At 63.1% G+C, this 17692-nt stretch carries 21 protein-coding genes and 1 pseudogene; 12 read left to right on the forward strand and 10 right to left on the reverse strand.

The genetic code is table 11. The annotated features are described in order from the left end of the window. Positions 1–152 precede the first annotated feature (152 nt). Positions 153–218, forward strand: a pseudogene (locus tag QYE47_RS24595) (glutathione S-transferase family protein); the annotation flags it as partial. A 138-nt stretch (positions 219–356) separates the two neighbouring features. Here QYE47_RS24595 and QYE47_RS24600 read toward each other — a convergent pair. The 5 genes from QYE47_RS24600 to QYE47_RS24620 form a co-directional block, all read right to left on the reverse strand. Beyond that, a complete protein-coding gene (locus tag QYE47_RS24600; RefSeq protein WP_014591979.1) occupies positions 357–728 on the reverse strand; it encodes a glutaredoxin in 372 nt (123 codons plus the stop codon). 59 nt (positions 729–787) lie between these two features. Next, the gene (folE, locus tag QYE47_RS24605) at positions 788–1333 is read right to left on the reverse strand and encodes a GTP cyclohydrolase I FolE (protein ID WP_003252789.1); all 546 of its coding nucleotides are present in this window, start codon (positions 1331–1333) and stop codon (positions 788–790) included. Positions 1334–1403: 70 nt separating this feature from the next. Continuing rightward, complete coding sequence (locus tag QYE47_RS24610) at positions 1404–1964, reverse strand: Smr/MutS family protein (protein WP_014591978.1); 561 nt, start codon at positions 1962–1964, stop codon at positions 1404–1406. 174 nt (positions 1965–2138) lie between these two features. Beyond that, a complete protein-coding gene (locus QYE47_RS24615; protein ID WP_004577080.1) occupies positions 2139–2459 on the reverse strand; it encodes a hypothetical protein in 321 nt (106 codons plus the stop codon). Positions 2460–2544: 85 nt separating this feature from the next. Continuing rightward, complete coding sequence (locus QYE47_RS24620) at positions 2545–3135, reverse strand: cysteine hydrolase family protein (RefSeq protein ID WP_003252796.1); 591 nt, start codon at positions 3133–3135, stop codon at positions 2545–2547. Between the two features lie 181 nt (positions 3136–3316). Here QYE47_RS24620 and prmB point away from each other — a divergent pair, with 181 nt between their 5' ends. Beyond that, positions 3317–4225 carry a 50S ribosomal protein L3 N(5)-glutamine methyltransferase gene (prmB, locus tag QYE47_RS24625; RefSeq protein WP_003252797.1) on the forward strand — a complete coding sequence of 303 codons (909 nt, stop codon included), beginning with the start codon at positions 3317–3319 and terminating at the stop codon, positions 4223–4225. A gap of 49 nt (positions 4226–4274) precedes the next feature. On the opposite strand, the gene QYE47_RS24630 is transcribed toward prmB, so the two are convergent. After that, entirely contained in the window at positions 4275–5057 is a 783-nt protein-coding gene (locus QYE47_RS24630; protein ID WP_014591977.1) for a hypothetical protein, read from the reverse strand. 65 nt (positions 5058–5122) lie between these two features. Further along, complete coding sequence (locus QYE47_RS24635) at positions 5123–6085, reverse strand: alpha/beta hydrolase (RefSeq protein WP_070384193.1); 963 nt, start codon at positions 6083–6085, stop codon at positions 5123–5125. Positions 6086–6320: 235 nt separating this feature from the next. On the opposite strand from QYE47_RS24635, the gene aroC reads away from it, so the two are divergent. The 3 genes from aroC (at position 6321) to QYE47_RS24650 (ending at position 9245) form a co-directional block, all read left to right on the forward strand. After that, a complete protein-coding gene (gene aroC, locus QYE47_RS24640; protein WP_003252803.1) occupies positions 6321–7412 on the forward strand; it encodes a chorismate synthase in 1092 nt (363 codons plus the stop codon). 142 nt (positions 7413–7554) lie between these two features. Next, a complete protein-coding gene (locus tag QYE47_RS24645) occupies positions 7555–8709 on the forward strand; it encodes an MFS transporter (protein ID WP_004577081.1) in 1155 nt (384 codons plus the stop codon). Further along, positions 8709–9245 (forward strand): oxidase, encoded by a 537-nt coding sequence (locus QYE47_RS24650; protein ID WP_014591975.1) that lies wholly within the window; start codon positions 8709–8711, stop codon positions 9243–9245. The genes QYE47_RS24645 and QYE47_RS24650 overlap by 1 nt, the downstream gene beginning before the upstream one ends. A 123-nt stretch (positions 9246–9368) precedes the next feature. Here the strand turns inward: QYE47_RS24650 and QYE47_RS24655 are convergent, their stop codons facing one another. Beyond that, entirely contained in the window at positions 9369–9641 is a 273-nt protein-coding gene (locus QYE47_RS24655; protein ID WP_003252809.1) for a DUF3509 domain-containing protein, read from the reverse strand. 266 nt (positions 9642–9907) lie between these two features. On the opposite strand from QYE47_RS24655, the gene QYE47_RS24660 reads away from it, so the two are divergent. Then, a complete protein-coding gene (locus QYE47_RS24660) occupies positions 9908–10432 on the forward strand; it encodes an ankyrin repeat domain-containing protein (RefSeq protein WP_014591974.1) in 525 nt (174 codons plus the stop codon). A gap of 60 nt (positions 10433–10492) precedes the next feature. Continuing rightward, entirely contained in the window at positions 10493–11023 is a 531-nt protein-coding gene (locus tag QYE47_RS24665) for a hypothetical protein (protein WP_014591973.1), read from the forward strand. A gap of 148 nt (positions 11024–11171) precedes the next feature. On the opposite strand, the gene QYE47_RS24670 is transcribed toward QYE47_RS24665, so the two are convergent. Beyond that, positions 11172–12110 (reverse strand): ZIP family metal transporter, encoded by a 939-nt coding sequence (locus tag QYE47_RS24670; RefSeq protein WP_003252816.1) that lies wholly within the window; start codon positions 12108–12110, stop codon positions 11172–11174. A 126-nt stretch (positions 12111–12236) separates the two neighbouring features. On the opposite strand from QYE47_RS24670, the gene QYE47_RS24675 reads away from it, so the two are divergent. The 4 genes from QYE47_RS24675 (at position 12237) to QYE47_RS24690 (ending at position 15577) form a co-directional block, all read left to right on the forward strand. After that, a complete protein-coding gene (locus QYE47_RS24675; protein WP_003252818.1) occupies positions 12237–12428 on the forward strand; it encodes a PLDc N-terminal domain-containing protein in 192 nt (63 codons plus the stop codon). 139 nt (positions 12429–12567) lie between these two features. Further along, positions 12568–14625, forward strand: a complete 2058-nt coding sequence (locus tag QYE47_RS24680; RefSeq protein ID WP_014591972.1) for an LTA synthase family protein — start codon at positions 12568–12570, stop codon at positions 14623–14625. Between the two features lie 205 nt (positions 14626–14830). Beyond that, the gene (locus QYE47_RS24685; protein ID WP_003252823.1) at positions 14831–15067 is read left to right on the forward strand and encodes a hypothetical protein; all 237 of its coding nucleotides are present in this window, start codon (positions 14831–14833) and stop codon (positions 15065–15067) included. A gap of 177 nt (positions 15068–15244) precedes the next feature. Continuing rightward, complete coding sequence (locus QYE47_RS24690; RefSeq protein ID WP_003252824.1) at positions 15245–15577, forward strand: ribonuclease E inhibitor RraB; 333 nt, start codon at positions 15245–15247, stop codon at positions 15575–15577. Between the two features lie 45 nt (positions 15578–15622). Here QYE47_RS24690 and QYE47_RS24695 read toward each other — a convergent pair whose 3' ends face one another. After that, positions 15623–16423, reverse strand: a complete 801-nt coding sequence (locus tag QYE47_RS24695; RefSeq protein ID WP_014591971.1) for a cytochrome c — start codon at positions 16421–16423, stop codon at positions 15623–15625. A 526-nt stretch (positions 16424–16949) separates the two neighbouring features. On the opposite strand from QYE47_RS24695, the gene QYE47_RS24700 reads away from it, so the two are divergent. Continuing rightward, positions 16950–17684 (forward strand): amidotransferase, encoded by a 735-nt coding sequence (locus QYE47_RS24700; RefSeq protein WP_014591970.1) that lies wholly within the window; start codon positions 16950–16952, stop codon positions 17682–17684. Positions 17685–17692: the final 8 nt, after the last annotated feature.

Genomic DNA, 17692 nt, shown 5'->3' on the forward strand with positions numbered 1-17692 from the left:
GTTTTCCAGGCGCTTGCGCAATCCTTGTGGGAGCGGGCGTGCCCGCGAACACGGGCGCAGCCCGTGCCAACCACCGCGGTGCCTGCTTCGCGGGCTCGCCCGCTCCCACAAGGGATCTGCAGCGTCAGTCAGATGGCGGCAAACCGCTTATTCCGGCGGTTAGGGCCTGGCTTGAGCGGGTCAGCAGCCACCCGCGGCATGTGCCGATGGTGGGCTGAAAACCGACCTGTTTTCCAGGCGCTTGCGCAATCCTTGTGGGAGCGGGCGTGCCCGCGAACACGGGCGCAGCCCGTGCCAACCACCGCAGTGCCTGCTTCGCGGGCTCGCTCGCTCCCACAAGGGATCTGCAGCGTCAGTCAGATGGCGGCAAACCGCTCATCCAGGTAAGCGATGATCGCCTTGGACTCATACATCCAGGTCACCTTGCCGGCTTCTTCAATGCGCAGGCATGGCACTTTCACCCGGCCGCCACCTTCTTGCAGGGCCTGGCGGTGCACCGGGTCGTTCTTGGCATCGCGCAGCGCCACCGGCACGTTCAAACGGTGCAGGGTGCGGCGGGTTTTGACGCAGAACGGGCAGGCGTGGAACTGGTACAGCGCCAGCCCCTTGGCCGCTTGCTCGATGCGGGCCTGGGCGGCGGGGTCGCGCTTGCGCTTGGCCGGGCGGCTGATCCAGTCACCGAAGACGATGAGCTGGCCGAGGCCAACCCGCAGGGCTTTGACGATCATGGGCAACTCCTGAAATGCAAAAGCCGACCCTGAAGGGTCGGCTCGGGGCCAGCAACCAATCACTTGATCAGGCTGAGGAACTCGCTACGGGTGGCGGCGTTGTCGCGGAACTCACCCAGCATCACCGAGGTGATCATGGTCGAATTCTGCTTCTCGACACCGCGCATCATCATGCACATGTGCTTGGCTTCGACCACCACGGCCACGCCCGCAGCACCGGTTACCTGCTGCACGGCTTCGGCGATCTGGCGGCTGAGGTTTTCCTGGATCTGCAGGCGGCGGGCGTACATGTCGACGATACGTGCCACCTTCGACAGGCCCAGTACCTTGCCCTTCGGCAGGTAGGCAACGTGTGCCTTGCCAATGAACGGCAGCATGTGGTGTTCGCACATCGAATACAGCTCGATGTCCCGGACCAGCACCATTTCGCTGTTGTCAGAGCTGAACAAAGCGTTGTTGGTGACTTCTTCCAGTGTTTGCTCATAACCGCGGCAAAGGTACTTCATCGCCTTTGCAGCCCGCTTGGGCGTGTCGAGCAGGCCCTCACGGGAGACGTCCTCGCCAATCTGGCTGAGGATCTCGGTGTAGTTCTGTTCCAGGGACATGGATCTACCTGTGGGAAAAAATCGCAAAAACGAAGGGTACGGCGGTGAGGGCGGCGCTGCAAGCGCGGCGTTACTCGTCGCGGCCTTCGAGCATGGTTCGCTTCAGCATCACATACACCGCGCCGGTGCCGCCGTGGCGGGCACCGCACGAGGCAAAACCGAGCACTTGCGGGTGCTGGCGCAGCCAGGTGTTGACGTGGCTTTTGATCATCGGGCGCTTGCCGTCCAGGCGTGCGGCCTTGCCGTGGGTCACCCGCACGCAGCGCACCTCCAGTTTGGTGGCTTCGGCGATGAAGTCCCACAAGGTTTCGCGGGCCTTTTCCACCGTCATGCCGTGCAGGTCGAGGCTGCCCTCGAATGGAATCTGCCCCAGCTTCAGCTTGCGCAGTTGGCCTTCCTGTACGCCATCGCGGCGCCACATCAGCTCGTCTTCGGCGCCTACGTCGATGACGAACTGGTCGGACATGCCATCGATGACCAAAGCCTTGTCACTGCGCACGGTCGCCGCCTGGCGCAGGCCGGCCAGCTTCTGGCGGTCGGCCTTGGGCTTGCCGACGTCGGCACGATCGTGGCGGATCGGCTTTACGCCGCGCACTTCGGCCTTGAACAGGGAAAAATCGTCGTCTTGCATGATGCCTCCACGTAGGCGGCGTAGTTTACGCGACTGTGGGGCCGTGTGCAGCCTGTGCGGGCCTCTTCGCGGGTGAACCCGCTCCTACAGGGATGTCACAGAGCCTGAAGGCGGCGGGGTACCTGTAGGGGCGGGTTTACCCGCGAAGAGGCCCGCACAGGTTACGCAAAACCATCAATCGTGCTTCTTCATCAGGTGCGGCGACAGGTTAAGCTCCCGCCCGCGGCGCAAACGGATACGGCTGCGCCGCCAGAAGCGCACACCCAGCCACAGCAACAACAAGCCAGCCACGGTGAGGATACTGGACAACGGTTTGTTGGCGTTGAGTTCCTGCAGGGCAGGGTAGTTGCCCAGCAGGCCGGCGACGCCGGCCATGGCCAGCAGTACGCCCAGCGTCGCCAGCAGGGCCGACAGGCCGGCCGCCAGGCGGGCGCCCCAGTTACGCGGTTCGCGCGGGCGCAGGCGCTTGGCGTCGAAACTGCCTTTAAGCTTCATTCCGCTCTCCTCGGTGGATATCCGGAATTCGACCTGCTGCTGCCCATCGGGTTCCGCCCGGCTGCCGGGCGGTCCTGCAAGCCGCTCAGATCAGGCTGGCGGTGGGTGCGACGCAAGCGAAGTTGTCAGCCATCACGGCCATTTCGCACTGGTGAATCTGCGCGGCCGGAATGACGCCGTCCTTGAATGCCAGGTCGCGGGTGGCCGACGCGTCTTCTACCAGGGTGCACCGATAACCATAGTCCTTGGCGCGGCGAACGGTGGTGCTGACGCTGGAATGGCTCATGAAACCACAGACGATCAGGTCCAGGTGGCCCAGCTCCTGCAATGTCTCGTGCAGCTTGGTGTTCTTGAACGCGTTGGGCATGCGTTTTTCGATGACGATTTCACCTTCCAGCGGCTCCAGCCCCGGAATGAACTGGCCAGCCGGCCCCTGGGGGTCGAAGCGGCCACCAACAGTGCCCAGGTGGCGAACATGGATGATCGGACGGCCGCTCTTACGGGCGGCGTCGAGCAACCTGGCGATGTTGGCCACGGCCTCGTCCATGCCCGACAGCTTCAGGGGACCACTGAGGTACTCCTTTTGTGCATCGATGATGATCAGGCTGGCGTGGCTCAGCTTGGCCGGCGGATAGTCGCGGCCAGTGAGGCGAAACATCGTGGTTGGAACGGACATCAAGGGCTCCTTGGATAGGGCTTTTGTATACCTATTCTCCCCTGCCTTGGCGCCAATGGGAATGGTTGACAACGCAAGCGGCGTGGTTACTGGCCTGTGGCTAGCCTTTGGGCAAGGCAAAGGAACAAATGTGTGGGTGGGGCTGTTAGACTTTTGTCCGGTCTGAAAATAGGAGTACCCCGTGATCACATCCCGTCTGCGCACGCTGCGCGACTACATCCGCTGGGCGGTCAGCCGCTTCCACGAGCATGACCTGTTCTTCGGTCACGGTGCCGACAACGCCTGGGACGAAGCCCGCCTGCTGGTGCTGGGTGCGGTGCACCTGCCATGGGAGGTGGCCGACAGCTACCTGGACTGCATGCTCGAGGACGACGAGCGAGTACGCCTTCAGCACTTGCTCAAGCGCCGTATCGAAGAGCGTGTACCGGCCGCCTACCTGCTGGGCGAGGCCTGGTTCTGCGGCATGTCGTTCATCGTCGACGAGCGGGTGCTGGTGCCGCGTTCGCCCATTGGCCAGCTGATCGAAAAACGTTTCGAGCCGTGGCTGGCCAGCGAGCCGGCGCGCATTCTGGACCTGTGCACGGGGTCGGGCTGCATCGGCATCGTCGCCGCCGATGTGTTCCCGGAGGCCGAGGTGGTGTTGGCCGACCTGTCGTTCCAGGCCCTTGAAGTGGCCAACCAGAACATCGAGCGCCATGGCCTGGACGGGCGCGTGTACACCGTGCAGGGCGATGGCTTTGGCGGTTTGCCGGGGCAGCGTTTCGACCTGATCCTGTCCAACCCGCCGTATGTCGACGCCGAAGACTTCGACGACATGCCGGCCGAGTACCACCATGAGCCCGAACTAGGCCTGGCCTGCGGCAGCGACGGCCTGGACCTGGTACGGCGGATGCTGGCCGAAGCGGCTGACCACCTGACCGAGAAGGGTTTGCTGATTGTTGAAGTGGGCAACAGCCAGGTGCATGTCGAGGCGTTGTACCCCGAGGTGGACTTTGCCTGGCTGGAATTCGAGCGTGGCGGGCATGGGGTGTTCATGCTCACCGCCGAGCAGTGCCGCCAGCATCAGGAATTGTTCAAGGCCCGCGTTTAGGCTATTTGGGGCTGCTTTGCAGCCCCAATCTCCACCGGCTGATGCGGTCTTAGCGGGTTGCAATCCAGATCAACAGCCCTGCCTGGAACACGGTAAACGCCACCAGGCAGGTAATGGTGAAACGCAATCCGCCGTCTTCGCGCTGGTATTTGGCCACGCGCTCATCCCGCTCGCGCAGTTGCCCTTCCTTTTCCTGCAGTTGCTGGTCGGCCTGCTGCAGCAGGTTGGCGGCATCCAGAATCTCCACCCGCTGCAGGCGCTCGCTGCTCCAGGCGGCCTTGAGCTGGCCCACCGTCATATCCGCGGTGCGGCCCTTCAGGTGCTGGCTGTCCTCGTACTGCACCTCGATACCCACCCCGCGCAAGCACTGGTCACGGCGAAGGCGTGAGTCCTCGTTCAGGGCGTCCTTGCTCGGCAGCGCCATGCCTTCCACCCGGTAGTGCGACCACTTGCGCTGCAACCACTGTGCGGCCTGGGCCAGCATGAAACGGCCGATGCCACGGTTCACCGGTTCCAGTTGCAGGCCATGTTCATTGCCAATACGCACCAGGCGCTCGGCATGGTCGACGCGGATGTCCAGGCGGTTCTGCTCTTTGTGCACTTTCTGCCCAGGCAACTGGATTTCCATGCGCAGCAGGCTGTGTGCCTTGTCATGGCGCTCGGCATAGCCGAACTGCACAAAACGCAGCGGCCGCGCACCGGTGCTGCGGTCGGTCGGCAGTGCTGCCAGGCGCAGCAGCTGGAAATGCTCGGCGGTCAGCTCGGCCCAGGGCAGGGCGGGGATTTCCTGGGGTTCTTCGGCCGGCTCGACGGCGGTGGGGGAGGTGGTCATCAGGGCTTGTCCTCAGCTATGCCTGCTGTATCGGCAGGCATGGCTGAGACCTGAGCCTGTTTGACTTACGCCGAAGGCAAATGCTGGATGAACGTCACAATTCGCTCGCCCAGCTCGCGCGCCAGCGGCAGCTCGGGGTTGAGGTAGCTGTCGCGCTGCTGGCTCATGCCCTTGGGGCTGATGCGCAGCATGTGGTTCATGCCATCGATCAGGACCAGTTGTGCATCTGGCTTGGCCGCTTTCAGCCGTTGGGCGTCGGCCACGTCCACCTGCACGTCGTTGCGCCCCTGCACGATCAGCGCGGGCATGGGCAGGCGGGCAAAGGCTGCCGCCGGGTTTTGCTGGAACAGCGAAATCAGGTACGGCTGCACGCTGGGGCGAAACACCTGGCGCAGCGGCGCTGGCACATCCAGGCTGGTCTGCCCGGCCTGCAGGCGGTCGAGCAGGGCGCTGCCACTGGCCAGTTGCGCGGGCGGCAGGCGCTGGGCCAGTTGTTCGTGCAGCACCTCGGCCAACGGCCGGCCGCTGCCGGCCAGGGTGATGACTGCGCTGGCGCCAGCCTGCTCGGCGGCCAGGCTGGCAATCAGTGCGCCTTCGCTGTGGCCAATCAGGATCAGCGGGCCGAAGCGCGGGTCGGCTTTGAGCTTGTGGCTCCAGGCGACCACATCGGCCACGTAGCGCTCCACGCTGAGGTCACGCTCGTCAGGCGTGGCCGGCTGGCTGGCGGCCACCCCGCGTTTGTCGTAACGCACGCTGGCAATGTGTTCGTTGGCCAGCAGCAGGGCCAGGCGCTTGAGGTTGTCGACCCGGCCCGACGCCGGGTTGTTGCCGTCACGGTCGGTGGGGCCGGAGCCGGCGATGATCAGCACCACTGGCGGCGGGGTGGCCTGTTGCGGCAGCAGCAGGCTGCCGTGCAGCACGCCCTGGCCGGTGTCCAGGTCGATCGGGCGTTGCAGTACAGTGGGGGCGGCGGCCTGGGCCAGGCCAGTGCACAGCAGGAAGAGCAAGGCGACGAGACGCGACATCATGCGGTACTACATGGGGAGATGTGGGTTTGACCCACTGTTGGCGGGAAGGTTCTGGGAAGCGAATGGCAGGTTCGGCCCTTTCGCGGGCACGCCCGCTCCCACAGGTATTTCACAGCATTCGGATCTGTGGTGATCCTGAGGGAGCGGGCATGCCCGCGAAGAGGCCCGCACAGGCGATCAAAGCATCTGTATACTGCCGCTTTCACCCATTTCTGGCAGATTTCGCGGAGCGTCCATGTCCGGCAATACCTACGGCAAGCTGTTCACTGTCACCACCGCTGGCGAGAGCCATGGCCCGGCGTTGGTCGCCATTGTCGATGGATGCCCTCCGGGCCTGGAAATTTCCCTCGCCGACCTGCAGCACGACCTTGACCGGCGCAAGCCCGGCACCAGCCGGCACACCACACAGCGCCAGGAAGCCGACGAGGTGGAAATCCTTTCCGGCGTGTTCGAAGGCCGCACCACCGGTTGCTCGATCGGCCTGCTGATCCGCAACACCGACCAGAAGTCCAAGGACTACTCGGCCATCAAGGACCTGTTCCGCCCGGCCCACGCCGACTATACCTACCACCACAAGTACGGTATCCGCGACTACCGCGGCGGCGGCCGCAGCTCTGCCCGTGAAACCGCCATGCGCGTGGCCGCCGGCGCTATCGCCAAGAAGTTCCTGGCCACCCAGGGCATCACCGTGCGTGGCTACATGAGCCAGCTGGGCCCGATCGAAATCCCGTTCAAAACCTGGGAGTCGGTGGAGCAGAACGCCTTCTTCAGCCCCGATCCGGACAAAGTACCTGAGCTGGAGGCCTACATGGACCAGCTGCGCCGAGACCAGGATTCGGTGGGCGCCAAAATCACCGTGGTCGCAGAAGGCGTGATGCCCGGGCTGGGCGAGCCGATCTTCGACCGCCTGGATGCAGAGCTGGCCCATGCGCTGATGAGCATCAATGCGGTCAAGGGCGTGGAAATCGGCGCCGGCTTCGCCAGTGTGGCCCAGCGTGGCACCGAGCACCGGGACGAGTTGACCCCGGAAGGCTTCCTCAGCAATAACGCGGGCGGCATTCTGGGCGGTATTTCCTCGGGCCAGCCGATCGTTGCCCACCTGGCACTGAAGCCCACTTCCAGCATCACCACCCCGGGCCGCTCGATCGATGTCGATGGCAACCCGGTGGACGTCATCACCAAAGGCCGCCACGACCCGTGCGTGGGCATCCGTGCCACGCCGATTGCCGAGGCGATGATGGCCATCGCGTTGATGGACCACCTGCTGCGCCACCGTGCGCAGAATGCCGATGTGCAAGTGAATACCCCGGTGCTGGGCCAGCGCTGATCCAACTGCACCGGCCTCTTCGCGGGTAAACCCGCTCCTACATTGGGATATCACTGCCCTCAGGTGCAGTGACAGGGTGGAATCCGCGTAGGCGCGGGTTCACCCGCGAAGAGGCCGGCCCAGGTCCCCACAAGGCCACCCCATGCAACCCATCCCCTACTGGCGCCTGTCCAGCTTCTACCTGTTCTACTTCGCCCTGCTGGGCTCCACCGCACCTTTCCTGGCGCTGTACTTCGACCACCTGGGCTTTTCCCCGGCGCGCATCGGCGAGCTGGTGGCCATCCCCATGCTGATGCGCTGCGTCGCCCCCAACCTGTGGGGCTGGCTGGGCGATCGCACGGGCCAGCGGCTGTTGATCGTCCGCCTTGGCGCGTTGTGCACCCTGGCCACCTTCGCCCTGATCTTCTTCGGCAAAAGCTACGCCTGGCTGGCGCTGGTGATGGCCCTGCACGCGTTCTTCTGGCATGCGGTGCTGCCGCAATTCGAGGTCATCACCCTGGCCCACCTGCACGGGCAGACGTCGCGCTACAGCCAGGTACGTCTGTGGGGTTCGATCGGTTTCATCCTCACCGTGGTTGGCCTGGGCCGCTTGTTCGAATGGTTGAGCCTGGACATCTACCCGGTGGCGCTGGTCACGATCATGGCCGGCATCGTCGCCGCCAGCCTGTGGGTGCCCAATGCCCAGCCGGTGGAGCAGGGCGGGCGCAGCGGCACGGGGGGCTTTCTGCAGCAGTTGCGTGCCCCGGGGGTGATCGCGTTCTACGCGTGCGTGGCCTTGATGCAGCTCAGTCACGGGCCCTATTACACCTTCCTTACCCTGCACCTGGAGCACTTGGGCTACACGCGCGGTGCCATCGGCCTTCTATGGGCGCTTGGGGTGGTGGCCGAGGTGCTGATGTTCATGGTCATGAGCCGCCTGTTCGCCCGTTTCAGCGTGCAGCGCGTGTTGTTGGTCAGCTTCCTGCTGGCGGCATTGCGCTGGCTGCTGCTAGGTAACCTGGCGCAGGAGCCGGCAGTACTGATCTTCGCCCAGCTGCTGCACGCGGCCACCTTCGGCTGCTTCCACGCCGCCAGCATCGCCTTCGTCCAGGCCAGCTTCGGCGCCCGCCAGCAGGGCCAGGGCCAGGCGCTTTACGCAGCGCTGTCGGGGACCGGCGGTGCGCTGGGGGCGCTGTACTCAGGCTACAGCTGGAAGCTGCTGGGCCCCACCTTCACCTTTGGTATGGCCAGTGCCGCAGCCTTGGCCGCAGCCGTTATCATTGCCCTTTGTTCGCAACCGACCAGGACCCGCCCCTGATGAGCATTCTCAGCGTTTTCCACCCCGCCAGCCCGGCACTGCCGAACAAGGTGCTGACTCACCACGACGACATCGCCGCTACGTTGGCCGAGCAGGGCGTGCGCTTTGTGCATGCCGACCCTGGCCTGCGGGTGCGCCCGGGCACGGCCCAGGACGAGGTGCTGGATGTTTGCCGCGTGTACCTGGATGAGTTGATGACGGCGCATGGCAGCAAGGCCTTCGCGCTGCTCAACCGCGACGGTGAAGACCCGGCCCAGGTCGATGTGCGTGACGAGCATGTGCATGATGCCGACGAGCTGTTCGCCGTGGTCAGCGGGCGGGCGCAGGTTGGCCTGCGGCTGGGGGACTGGGTGTATTCGGTGCTGTGCGAGAAGGGTGACCAGCTGCTGGTGCCGGCCGGGACGCGGCGTTGGGTTGAGTTGGGTGATACACCGTTTTGCCTGGCGTTGCGCTTGTATGGCAGCGAGCAGGGCATGCAGGCGCGGTTTACCGGGGATGTGACGGCGCGGGCGTTTCTGGGGATCGACGAGTTGTAATGGCATTGCCGGCCTCTTCGCGGGTGAACCCGCTCCTACATTGGTTGCGCCGCCCTTAGGCATCGCGCAGTCAATGTAGGAGCGGGTTTACCCGCGAAGAGGCCAGTTCAGGCAATACACCCCTCAGCGGTACGTCGGCAAGGCAAACCGCTGCTGGCTCTGCAGCATCGAGATGACCGGCAACTCACTGGCCTCTTCAGCCAGATCACGACGGATGGCACTGATCGCCCAGGACAGCTGTTCGGCACTGTGCAATTGCCCATAGGTCAGCACCCGGCGGGTAACCTTGCCATCCGCTGCGCGCAGGGTAAGCAGTACACCGCCATCGGGCCGGGCTTTGGTATTCACCTGATAGGCCGAAAATACCGATGCGAACTTTTGCTGGATGAGGTCCATATCAACTCCTGGCTGTTGTGTGGCAGACATGAGTTGATGGTTGCAGTGACCGTGCCAGAATCCTGGTTGGCGAAAAACCTAGTAAATACAGTCGGTTACGGTGAATTTGCAGAAGCGGCATCGTGCAGGCTGCACGGTCGTGCATTTTGCACAGTGCATTTTGCACGGGTCAGGGTTTGCCTATCGGCCTTATAGAATCTGAACCTTTGACCGCAATGGCATGCCTGACGAACACTTGGGCCATCAATTATGCCAGGAGGTTCCCTATGTCCAGCCAAGCCGCACCTGCCACAATGACCGACGACGAAACCGCTGCGTTCGCCGAGCAGGTGTTCGAACGTGCCCGTCAGGGCGACGCCGACATGCTCGGGCGCCTGCTTGCCAGCGGCCTGCCGGCCAACCTGCGTAATCACAAGGGCGATACCTTGCTGATGCTGGCCAGCTACCACGGCCACCACGAGGCGGTGCGGGTGCTGCTGGCGCAAGGTGCCGATCCGCTGATTGCCAACGACAACGGCCAGCTGCCGATTGCCGGTGCTGCGTTCAAAGGGGACCTGGCGATGATTCGCCTGCTGGTGGAGCATGGCGTGCCGGTGGATGCCGCCGCGCAGGACGGTCGCACCGCGCTGATGTTGGCGGCCATGTTCAATCGCAGCGAAATCCTCGACTACCTGCTGGCACAAGGGGCCAACCCGGCGCACCAGGATGCCCGCGGCATCACTGCCCTGATGGCGGCGCAAACCATGGGCGCAGCAGACACCGCCGCGCGCTTGCAAGCGCTGGCCGGCTAACCGCCGGGGGGCATTTGCGGCTATCCTTGGCGACTTTTCACCCGTCGCAGGCCCCCTTTCATGAAAACTCAGTTGCTCGAATTCATCAGCCTCATTGGCGCCGGCTGCATGCGTGAGGCAGACATCGAGCGTATCGCCGACGAGGCCGCCCAAGCCTACGCCGACCCTGTCGCCTTTCTGGCCGCCAACCCCGACATCAACTACGACGACACTTTCCCGATTCCTTTGGGCGAATGGGTGGTGCTGGGCAGCCTGCCGGATACCGTGGTGTTCCAGGCCGACAGCTATCAGGAGCTGTTCCAGCAGATCAGCGACTCGTTCGACAACAGCGTGCCGTTTACCCTCAAGCCCAAGCAACTGGCCCGTACCGAGCCACTGACCGCGCTCAACCGTATCCAGGTACAGATGGGCGCGCTGAACAAGGAGGCGGGTGGTTATGTGCTGCTCAACTTCAGCCAGTTGCTCGATGACGAGCTGCAGATGGTCATGGTGGGGCAGCAGGACCTGGCACGGGTAATGGAACTGGGGGCAGCGCTGGGCATCAAGGTCGAACCGGCGCTGGAAGCCCTGAAAGTCGCCGTCCACATCTAAAGCCTGGCGCAGTCCCTGTGGGAGCGGCCTTGTGTCGCGAAAGGGCTGCACAGCAGCCCCGGGATTTCAGCGTCGATGCAAATAATGCCGGGGCCGCTTCGCGGCCCTTTCGCGACACAAGGCCGCTCCCACAGGCCGGTGTTCAGCCTCAGCCCAGCGCGGTATCGAGAAACATCATCACCGCAAACCCGCCCATCAACCCCAAGGTCGCCGCTGTCTGGTGCCCGTTGCGGTGGGTTTCGGGGATCACCTCGTGGCTGACCACAAAGATCATCGCCCCCGCCGCCAGCCCCATGCTGATCGGGTAGGCGAGGGCAAAGCCGGTAGAAATACCCAGCCCGATCACCGCTCCTAGCGGCTCCATCAGGCCCGACCCTATCGCCACCAACGCGGCCTTCAGGTTAGAAAGCCCGGTGGCGCGCAAGGCCAGTGCCACGGCCAGCCCCTCGGGGATGTCCTGGATGGCGATGGCACTGGTCAGCGGTAGGCCGATGTTCATGTCACCATTGGCAAAGCTCACGCCAATCGCCATGCCTTCAGGCAGGTTGTGCAGGGTGATCGCCAGCACGAACAGCCACACCCGGCTGATGCGCTCGGCTTCGGGCCCGCACGGGCCGGTGCTTTCGTGTTCATGCGGGGTGAAGCGGTCCAGGCCCAGCATCAGCAGCACACCCAGGCCCATGCCCAGCACCACGGTAAACGCAGCGGCCGGGCCGTTGCCCGTGATCTCGCGGGCAGCCTCCAGGCCCGGCAGAATCAGCGAAAACGAGCTGGCGGCCAGCATCATGCCGGCAGCAAAGCCCAGCATCACATCCTGGGTACGCGCGTTGACATCGCGCAGTACTACCGCCAGCACGGCGCCCAGTGCGGTGGCGCCAAAGCCGGACAACCCGCCCAGCATGGCCAGGTGCAGGTTGTCGGCATGGTCGCCGTTCACCGCGTTCCAGAGGCTGGCGGCCAGCAGCACGCACACCGCCAGCAGGCTCAGCCCAAGGCCGGCGCTGAGCCAGGGAGTATCGGTAACCTGCTGGCGCCAGGCCTGCAGCAGTGAAGATGGGGCGGCGCTTTGGCTGTGGGTGGGCGGCATGCGAACCTCGAATCAGTGAATGCAGTCAGTCTACCGAGGGACCTGCGACATCCGCCAAGGATTCCCTTCTATTGGCGCGATAGCTGACTATGCTGTGCAGCAAAGCCTCTGGACAGGAATTCAGATATGGGATCTACCTTCAACAGCCTGGTCGGGCTGATCATTCTGGCGCTGGATATCTGGGCCATTCTCAACGTGATCAAGAGTGGCAGCGAGGTGGGCATCAAGGTGTTGTGGATCTTGTTGATCGCCTTGCTGCCGGTGGTGGGGCTGGTGATCTGGGCGATTGCCGGGCCGCGGGGAAATGTGCGGCTCTAGGCGCGGTACTGACATAGCCAGTAATGGGGCCGTGACAAAATTTTCACATTGGTTTAAAGAGAATCCGCACCCGCATAATGCTGCGTTGGCCTAGCGCCATCGCCTCTTCGCAAACCGCAATCCTAGGACCTTCCTATTCATGGCTAACTCCGACGCCTTGAAGCAACAGGGCGCGCGAACGTCATTTTCGCCGACCCTGAAATCCCACCTGGCCTACACGCTGCTCAGTGGCCTGGTGATCATGCTGATGCTCAGCCTGGTGCGCCTGGCGCTGCTGGCCTACAACAACGACATGGTCGGCGATACCCCTTATTCGACGGTCGCCGAAGGCTTCCTCAACGGCTTGCGCTTCGACCTGCGGGTGGTGGTGTACATCAGCATCCCCCTGCTGCTGGCCATGCTCAGCCCCTGGGCCATGGCCCGGCGTGGCGTGTTCCGTTTCTGGCTGACCCTCGCTTCGAGCGTGGTGATGTTCCTCGGCCTGATGGAAATGGACTTCTACCGCGAGTTCCACCAGCGCCTCAACGGCCTGGTGTTCCAGTACATCAAGGAAGACCCGAAAACCGTCATGAGCATGCTCTGGTACGGTTTCCCGGTGGTCCGCTACCTGCTGGCCTGGGCCTTCGGTACCTGGCTGCTGAGCCTGCTGTTCAAAGGTATCGATCGCGCTACCCGCGCCGAAGGCCTGCACCGCGTTGCCCCGTGGTACAAGCGCCTGGCGGTATTCATGGTGATCTTGCTGGTGGCCGTGGCCGCTGCCCGTGGCACCCTGCGCCAGGGCCCACCGATGCGCTGGGGTGATGCCTTTACCACTGACTCCAACTTCGTCAACCAGCTGGGCCTGAACGGCACCCTGACCCTGATCGACGCCGCCAAGAGCCGCTTTGGCGAGGACCGTGCCAACATCTGGAAGCCAGTCCTGCAGCAGGACGTGGCCACGCAAAGTGTGCGTGAGCAACTGCTGACCGCCCACGATACACTGGTCGACGCCGACGAAGCCGCCATCCGCCGCGACTTTGTGCCGCCAGCTGACCGTACCCTGCCGATCAAGAACGTGGTGGTGATCCTGATGGAAAGCTTCGCCGGCCACTCGGTAGGTGCGCTGGGCAGCCCCAACAACATCACCCCGTACTTCGACAAGCTGGCCAAAGAAGGCCTGCTGTTCGACCGCTTCTTCTCCAACGGCACCCATACCCACCAGGGCATGTTCGCCACCATGGCCTGCTTCCCCAACCTGCCAGGTTTCGAATACCTGATGCAGACCCCGGAAGGCGGCCATAAGCTGTCGGGCCTGCCGGCCCTGCTCAGCGCCCGTGACTACGACGACGTGTACGTCTACAACGGCGACTTTGCCTGGGACAACCAGTCCGGGTTCTTCGGCAACCAGGGGATGACCACCTTCATCGGCCGTAACGACTTCGTCAACCCGGTGTTCTCCGACCCGACCTGGGGCGTGTCCGACCAGGACATGTTCGACCGCGGCAACGAAGAGCTGGCCAGGCATGATGGCAAGAAGCCGATCTACGCGCTGCTGCAGACGCTGTCCAACCACACGCCGTATGCCCTGCCGAAGGACTTGCCGGTAGAGAAGGTTACCGGCCAGGGCCGTCTGGACGAGCACCTGACCGCCATGCGTTATTCGGACTGGGCGCTGGGCCAGTTCTTCGAGAAGGCGCGTAAGGAGCCTTACTTCAAGGACACCCTGTTCGTCATCGTCGGTGACCATGGCTTTGGCAACCACCAGCAGGTTACCGAGCTGGACCTGGGCCGCTTCAACGTGCCGCTGTTGCTGATTGCCCCCGGCATTCAGGAGAAGTTCGGTGCGGTGAACCACACCGTGGGTACCCAGGTCGACATCGTGCCGACCATCATGGGCCGCCTGGGTGGCAAGGCTCGCCACCAGTGCTGGGGGCGCGACCTGCTCAACCTGCCCGAGGGTGACCAAGGCGTGGGCATGATCAAACCGTCGGGCAGCGAGCAGATTGTCGGGCTGGTGCAGGGTGACCGTATCCTGATCGAGTCCAAGGACATGAGCCCGCGGATGTACCGCTACCAGTTGGGCAGCGAGTTCAAGGCCGAACTGATCGAAAGCCCGGACCAGCCGGAAATGCTCAAGAAGCTGGAAGCGTATATCCAGACGGCGACCAAGAGCCTGCTGGATAACACCGCTGGCGTAGTGCACGGCACACCGAAGTAAACCGGGGCCGCGTTGCGGCCCATTCACGGGCTTGCCCGCTTCCACAGGCTTGCACAGGGTTCGAACCTCGTGCTGGCCCTGTGGGCGCGGGCAAGCCTGCGAATGGGCCCCGCACAATTTTCCCGGACTGAACATTATCCCCGCCCCAAGGTCAGTTATTCAGGCATCACACACCTGGTGTTCGTTGACTGAGAGGGTCCGTTCAATGAAAGAGTGGGAAGTCATTTTTGCCGACCAGAAGGGCGAACCGTCCACATTGCTGTTGCATGCCGAGCATTGCCCCAGCGAGGAAGACGTTGCGCGGGCCATCCGCTCACACCTGTTTCCGGTGATGGACGAGCTGGACCTCAACGACTTCCAGGACCGTATCATCTCCCCGACCGCACGCTGGCTCAAAGAGCATAGCGGTGTGACCATCACCAGCATTCACGAAGTACCCTGAACCACACGTTTGCGTGGTGCCTTGGCAGGCGCTACGCTGGTGGAGGGCCTACCTGTTCTGTGGGTTGGCGCCGCCTCAATAATTCGCGTCTTGCATCAGCTCGAACTGCCCGGCCGTTGCCGGCAGGTGCGTAGTGCACGGAAAGTCTATCCATTGCTTTATTCAGGAGGACGATTCATGAGCAGCCAGAACGACGATATCAGCAGCAACGTCCTGCGCCAGATGAAAGCAGGCGGTTTCGACTTCACCCAGATCCACCCTATCGAGTTCTATGCCGTATTCCCGGACGAAGCAGGGGCCCGTCGTGCAGCCGGGCAGTTTCGCGGGGAATCGCTCAATGCCCAGGTGAAGGAGCTGGGCGACGGTGCCTGGCACCTGGAACTGAGCAAGGTCATGTACGCCACCCATGGCGGGATTGGCGACTTTGAAGAGGCCTTCGAGCAGTTGGTGACACCGTATGGGGGGGAGGTGGAAGGGTGGGGCGTCAAGCACGAACGGCTCACGGCCTGACAGTTTTGTGTTGGCCCCTTCGCGGGTTAACCCGCGAAGAGGCCCTCAAGGCTTACGCGCTGCCATGTGCCCCAAATAGGCCACTAGCGCATCCAGTTCCTGTTCACTCAACACACTTTCGGCAAACCCCGGCATCTTCGCCTGCGGCCACCGCCGCAGGCTTTGCGGGTCGCGTATCAACTTGCGTAAATAAACCGGCTGAAAATACTCGGTCGGGTTATACGGCACATTCAAGTCCGGCCCCACCTGCCCATCTCCCGCACCGTTCAACCGGTGACATACCAGGCAATTCTGCCGGAACAGGGCAAAGCCCTGACGCACCGGGCTGTCGGTCGGCAGCATCGGGTCGGGTAGCAGCGCAGGAAACCGCTGATCCACCGGGGCCAGCTTGCGAAGGGTGGCGATCTGGAATGGCCACTGTTCAGGGCGGATCCCGCTGGCCTGCGGCGCAGTCCATACCAGGTAGAACGGCCCGGCACTTGGCTTGCCTTGACCCAGTGGCGGCCACGGCTTGCCTGGGTCTTCCACGGCCAACCAGGCCCGTGCTGGACCTGGCTGCAGCAATTGCGCAGCGGGCATTTCGGCGGCAAAGCCATCCAGCGCCACGGCCTGCAGGTGATCGCGGGCGCTCACCCCTTCCAGCAGCGTGGCCAGCGGCACCGCCCGATAGTGCATGGGGCGTTTGTAGGATACGTCCTGCTCGATACTGATGTCCTGGGCCTCAGGGTGGCCAAGCAGTTCGACGCTGCTCCACTGGCGCGTTGTAGCGCCCAGTTCAAGGTGCAGTTGCGCCGCCGACAATGGCAGGCTCAGGACCAACGCTAGCAGGGCAAGGCAGTGGCGCATAGGCAATCTCCGACCATCAAGGCCAGCAGGTTACCTGTGCGTTGCCCGTTGGCGCCACCGCCGCAGTCAGCCAAACAAACGTGTCAGGTTCGGCAAGATCAACAGCAACGTGGTGGCAAATAAAATGAGCCCAGCTTGGCGAATTTTCGATTGTCTGAACATGGCGGACCGCCTTCTTGTTGTTATTCCTGAATACCCGTTGGCTTCCTTGTCGCGCTTCGGGTCGATCGCAGCGGCGTTGCATGGCGCCGGACTGCTTGCCTCTTGAAAGTGGATATACCTTCAACAGTAGGGTGTGCGTTATCCATATTTGAGAACCCTTTGTTCTAACCGTTCACTAAAACCATTCCTTTGGCTATGAGGCTAAGTGCTATCTAGCTGGCACGCTCTATCTAGACAGTGGCGCCAATACCCGGCAGGCGCCGACGAAATGTGACCGTTCGTCAGTGCAGCCTACTTGCTTGTACGTGCCTTTCGCGGCAGTCTCTACAGCAGATTCCCACCCATGTCGTTCAGGACTACCCCTATGTCGTTACGCATCTGCATCCTTGAAACCGATGTCCTGCGACCGGAGTTGACGGCGCAATATCAGGGCTACGGCAGGATGTTCGAGCAGCTCTTCTCGCGTCAGCCGATTGCCGCCGAATTTTCTGTGTACAACGTGATGCACGGCGACTATCCCGCCGACAGTGAAAAGTTCGATGCCTACCTTGTGACGGGCAGCAAGGCCGATTCGTTCGGTACCGACCCGTGGATCCAGACGCTAAAGGCCTACCTGCTCAAGCTGTACGAGCGCGGTGAAAAGCTGCTGGGTGTGTGTTTTGGCCACCAGTTGCTGGCCTTGACCCTGGGTGGCAAGGCCGAGCGGGCTGAGCAAGGCTGGGGCGTGGGTATTCATCGCTACTCGTTGGCGGCGCATGCGCCGTGGATGGACCCGGAGGTGTCGGAGCTGACCTTGCTGATCAGTCACCAGGACCAGGTGACCGAACTGCCGGAAGGCGCTACGGTGATCGCCTCCAGCGATTTCTGCCCGAATGCGGCGTATCACATTCGCGACCAGGTGCTGTGCTTCCAGGGCCACCCGGAATTCGTGCATGACTACTCCCGCGCACTGCTCGATGCGCGGCAGGAATACCTGGGTGACGAGGTGTATCACAAGGCTGTCGCCAGCCTGACCACCGAGCACCAGGGGGATTTGGTAGGGGAGTGGATGTTGCGGTTTATCCAGCAGCCGTCAAAGGCCAGCGACAGCGCCGCTTAATCGGTGGC

Origin of the sequence: Pseudomonas sp. 2,4-D, from assembly GCF_030418155.1 — a bacterium.
In the GTDB taxonomy this organism is placed as follows: Bacteria; Pseudomonadota; Gammaproteobacteria; order Pseudomonadales; family Pseudomonadaceae; genus Aquipseudomonas; species Aquipseudomonas alloputida.

What these genes read in the sequence shown, in the direction of transcription:
- QYE47_RS24620 (WP_003252796.1), bottom strand. Translation starts at nt 3,135, where the DNA reads ATGTCCGTTCCAACCACGATGTTTCGCCTCACTGGCCGCGACTATCCG.
- QYE47_RS24610 (WP_014591978.1), bottom strand. Translation starts at nt 1,964, where the DNA reads ATGCAAGACGACGATTTTTCCCTGTTCAAGGCCGAAGTGCGCGGCGTA.
- QYE47_RS24660 (WP_014591974.1), top strand. Translation starts at nt 9,908, where the DNA reads ATGTCCAGCCAAGCCGCACCTGCCACAATGACCGACGACGAAACCGCT.
- QYE47_RS24675 (WP_003252818.1), top strand. Translation starts at nt 12,237, where the DNA reads ATGGGATCTACCTTCAACAGCCTGGTCGGGCTGATCATTCTGGCGCTG.
- folE (WP_003252789.1), bottom strand. Translation starts at nt 1,333, where the DNA reads ATGTCCCTGGAACAGAACTACACCGAGATCCTCAGCCAGATTGGCGAG.
- QYE47_RS24655 (WP_003252809.1), bottom strand. Translation starts at nt 9,641, where the DNA reads ATGGACCTCATCCAGCAAAAGTTCGCATCGGTATTTTCGGCCTATCAG.
- QYE47_RS24695 (WP_014591971.1), bottom strand. Translation starts at nt 16,423, where the DNA reads ATGCGCCACTGCCTTGCCCTGCTAGCGTTGGTCCTGAGCCTGCCATTG.
- QYE47_RS24700 (WP_014591970.1), top strand. Translation starts at nt 16,950, where the DNA reads ATGTCGTTACGCATCTGCATCCTTGAAACCGATGTCCTGCGACCGGAG.
- QYE47_RS24635 (WP_070384193.1), bottom strand. Translation starts at nt 6,085, where the DNA reads ATGATGTCGCGTCTCGTCGCCTTGCTCTTCCTGCTGTGCACTGGCCTG.
- QYE47_RS24670 (WP_003252816.1), bottom strand. Translation starts at nt 12,110, where the DNA reads ATGCCGCCCACCCACAGCCAAAGCGCCGCCCCATCTTCACTGCTGCAG.
- QYE47_RS24630 (WP_014591977.1), bottom strand. Translation starts at nt 5,057, where the DNA reads ATGACCACCTCCCCCACCGCCGTCGAGCCGGCCGAAGAACCCCAGGAA.
- QYE47_RS24690 (WP_003252824.1), top strand. Translation starts at nt 15,245, where the DNA reads ATGAGCAGCCAGAACGACGATATCAGCAGCAACGTCCTGCGCCAGATG.
- aroC (WP_003252803.1), top strand. Translation starts at nt 6,321, where the DNA reads ATGTCCGGCAATACCTACGGCAAGCTGTTCACTGTCACCACCGCTGGC.
- QYE47_RS24600 (WP_014591979.1), bottom strand. Translation starts at nt 728, where the DNA reads ATGATCGTCAAAGCCCTGCGGGTTGGCCTCGGCCAGCTCATCGTCTTC.
- QYE47_RS24615 (WP_004577080.1), bottom strand. Translation starts at nt 2,459, where the DNA reads ATGAAGCTTAAAGGCAGTTTCGACGCCAAGCGCCTGCGCCCGCGCGAA.
- QYE47_RS24645 (WP_004577081.1), top strand. Translation starts at nt 7,555, where the DNA reads ATGCAACCCATCCCCTACTGGCGCCTGTCCAGCTTCTACCTGTTCTAC.
- QYE47_RS24680 (WP_014591972.1), top strand. Translation starts at nt 12,568, where the DNA reads ATGGCTAACTCCGACGCCTTGAAGCAACAGGGCGCGCGAACGTCATTT.
- QYE47_RS24665 (WP_014591973.1), top strand. Translation starts at nt 10,493, where the DNA reads ATGAAAACTCAGTTGCTCGAATTCATCAGCCTCATTGGCGCCGGCTGC.
- QYE47_RS24685 (WP_003252823.1), top strand. Translation starts at nt 14,831, where the DNA reads ATGAAAGAGTGGGAAGTCATTTTTGCCGACCAGAAGGGCGAACCGTCC.
- QYE47_RS24650 (WP_014591975.1), top strand. Translation starts at nt 8,709, where the DNA reads ATGAGCATTCTCAGCGTTTTCCACCCCGCCAGCCCGGCACTGCCGAAC.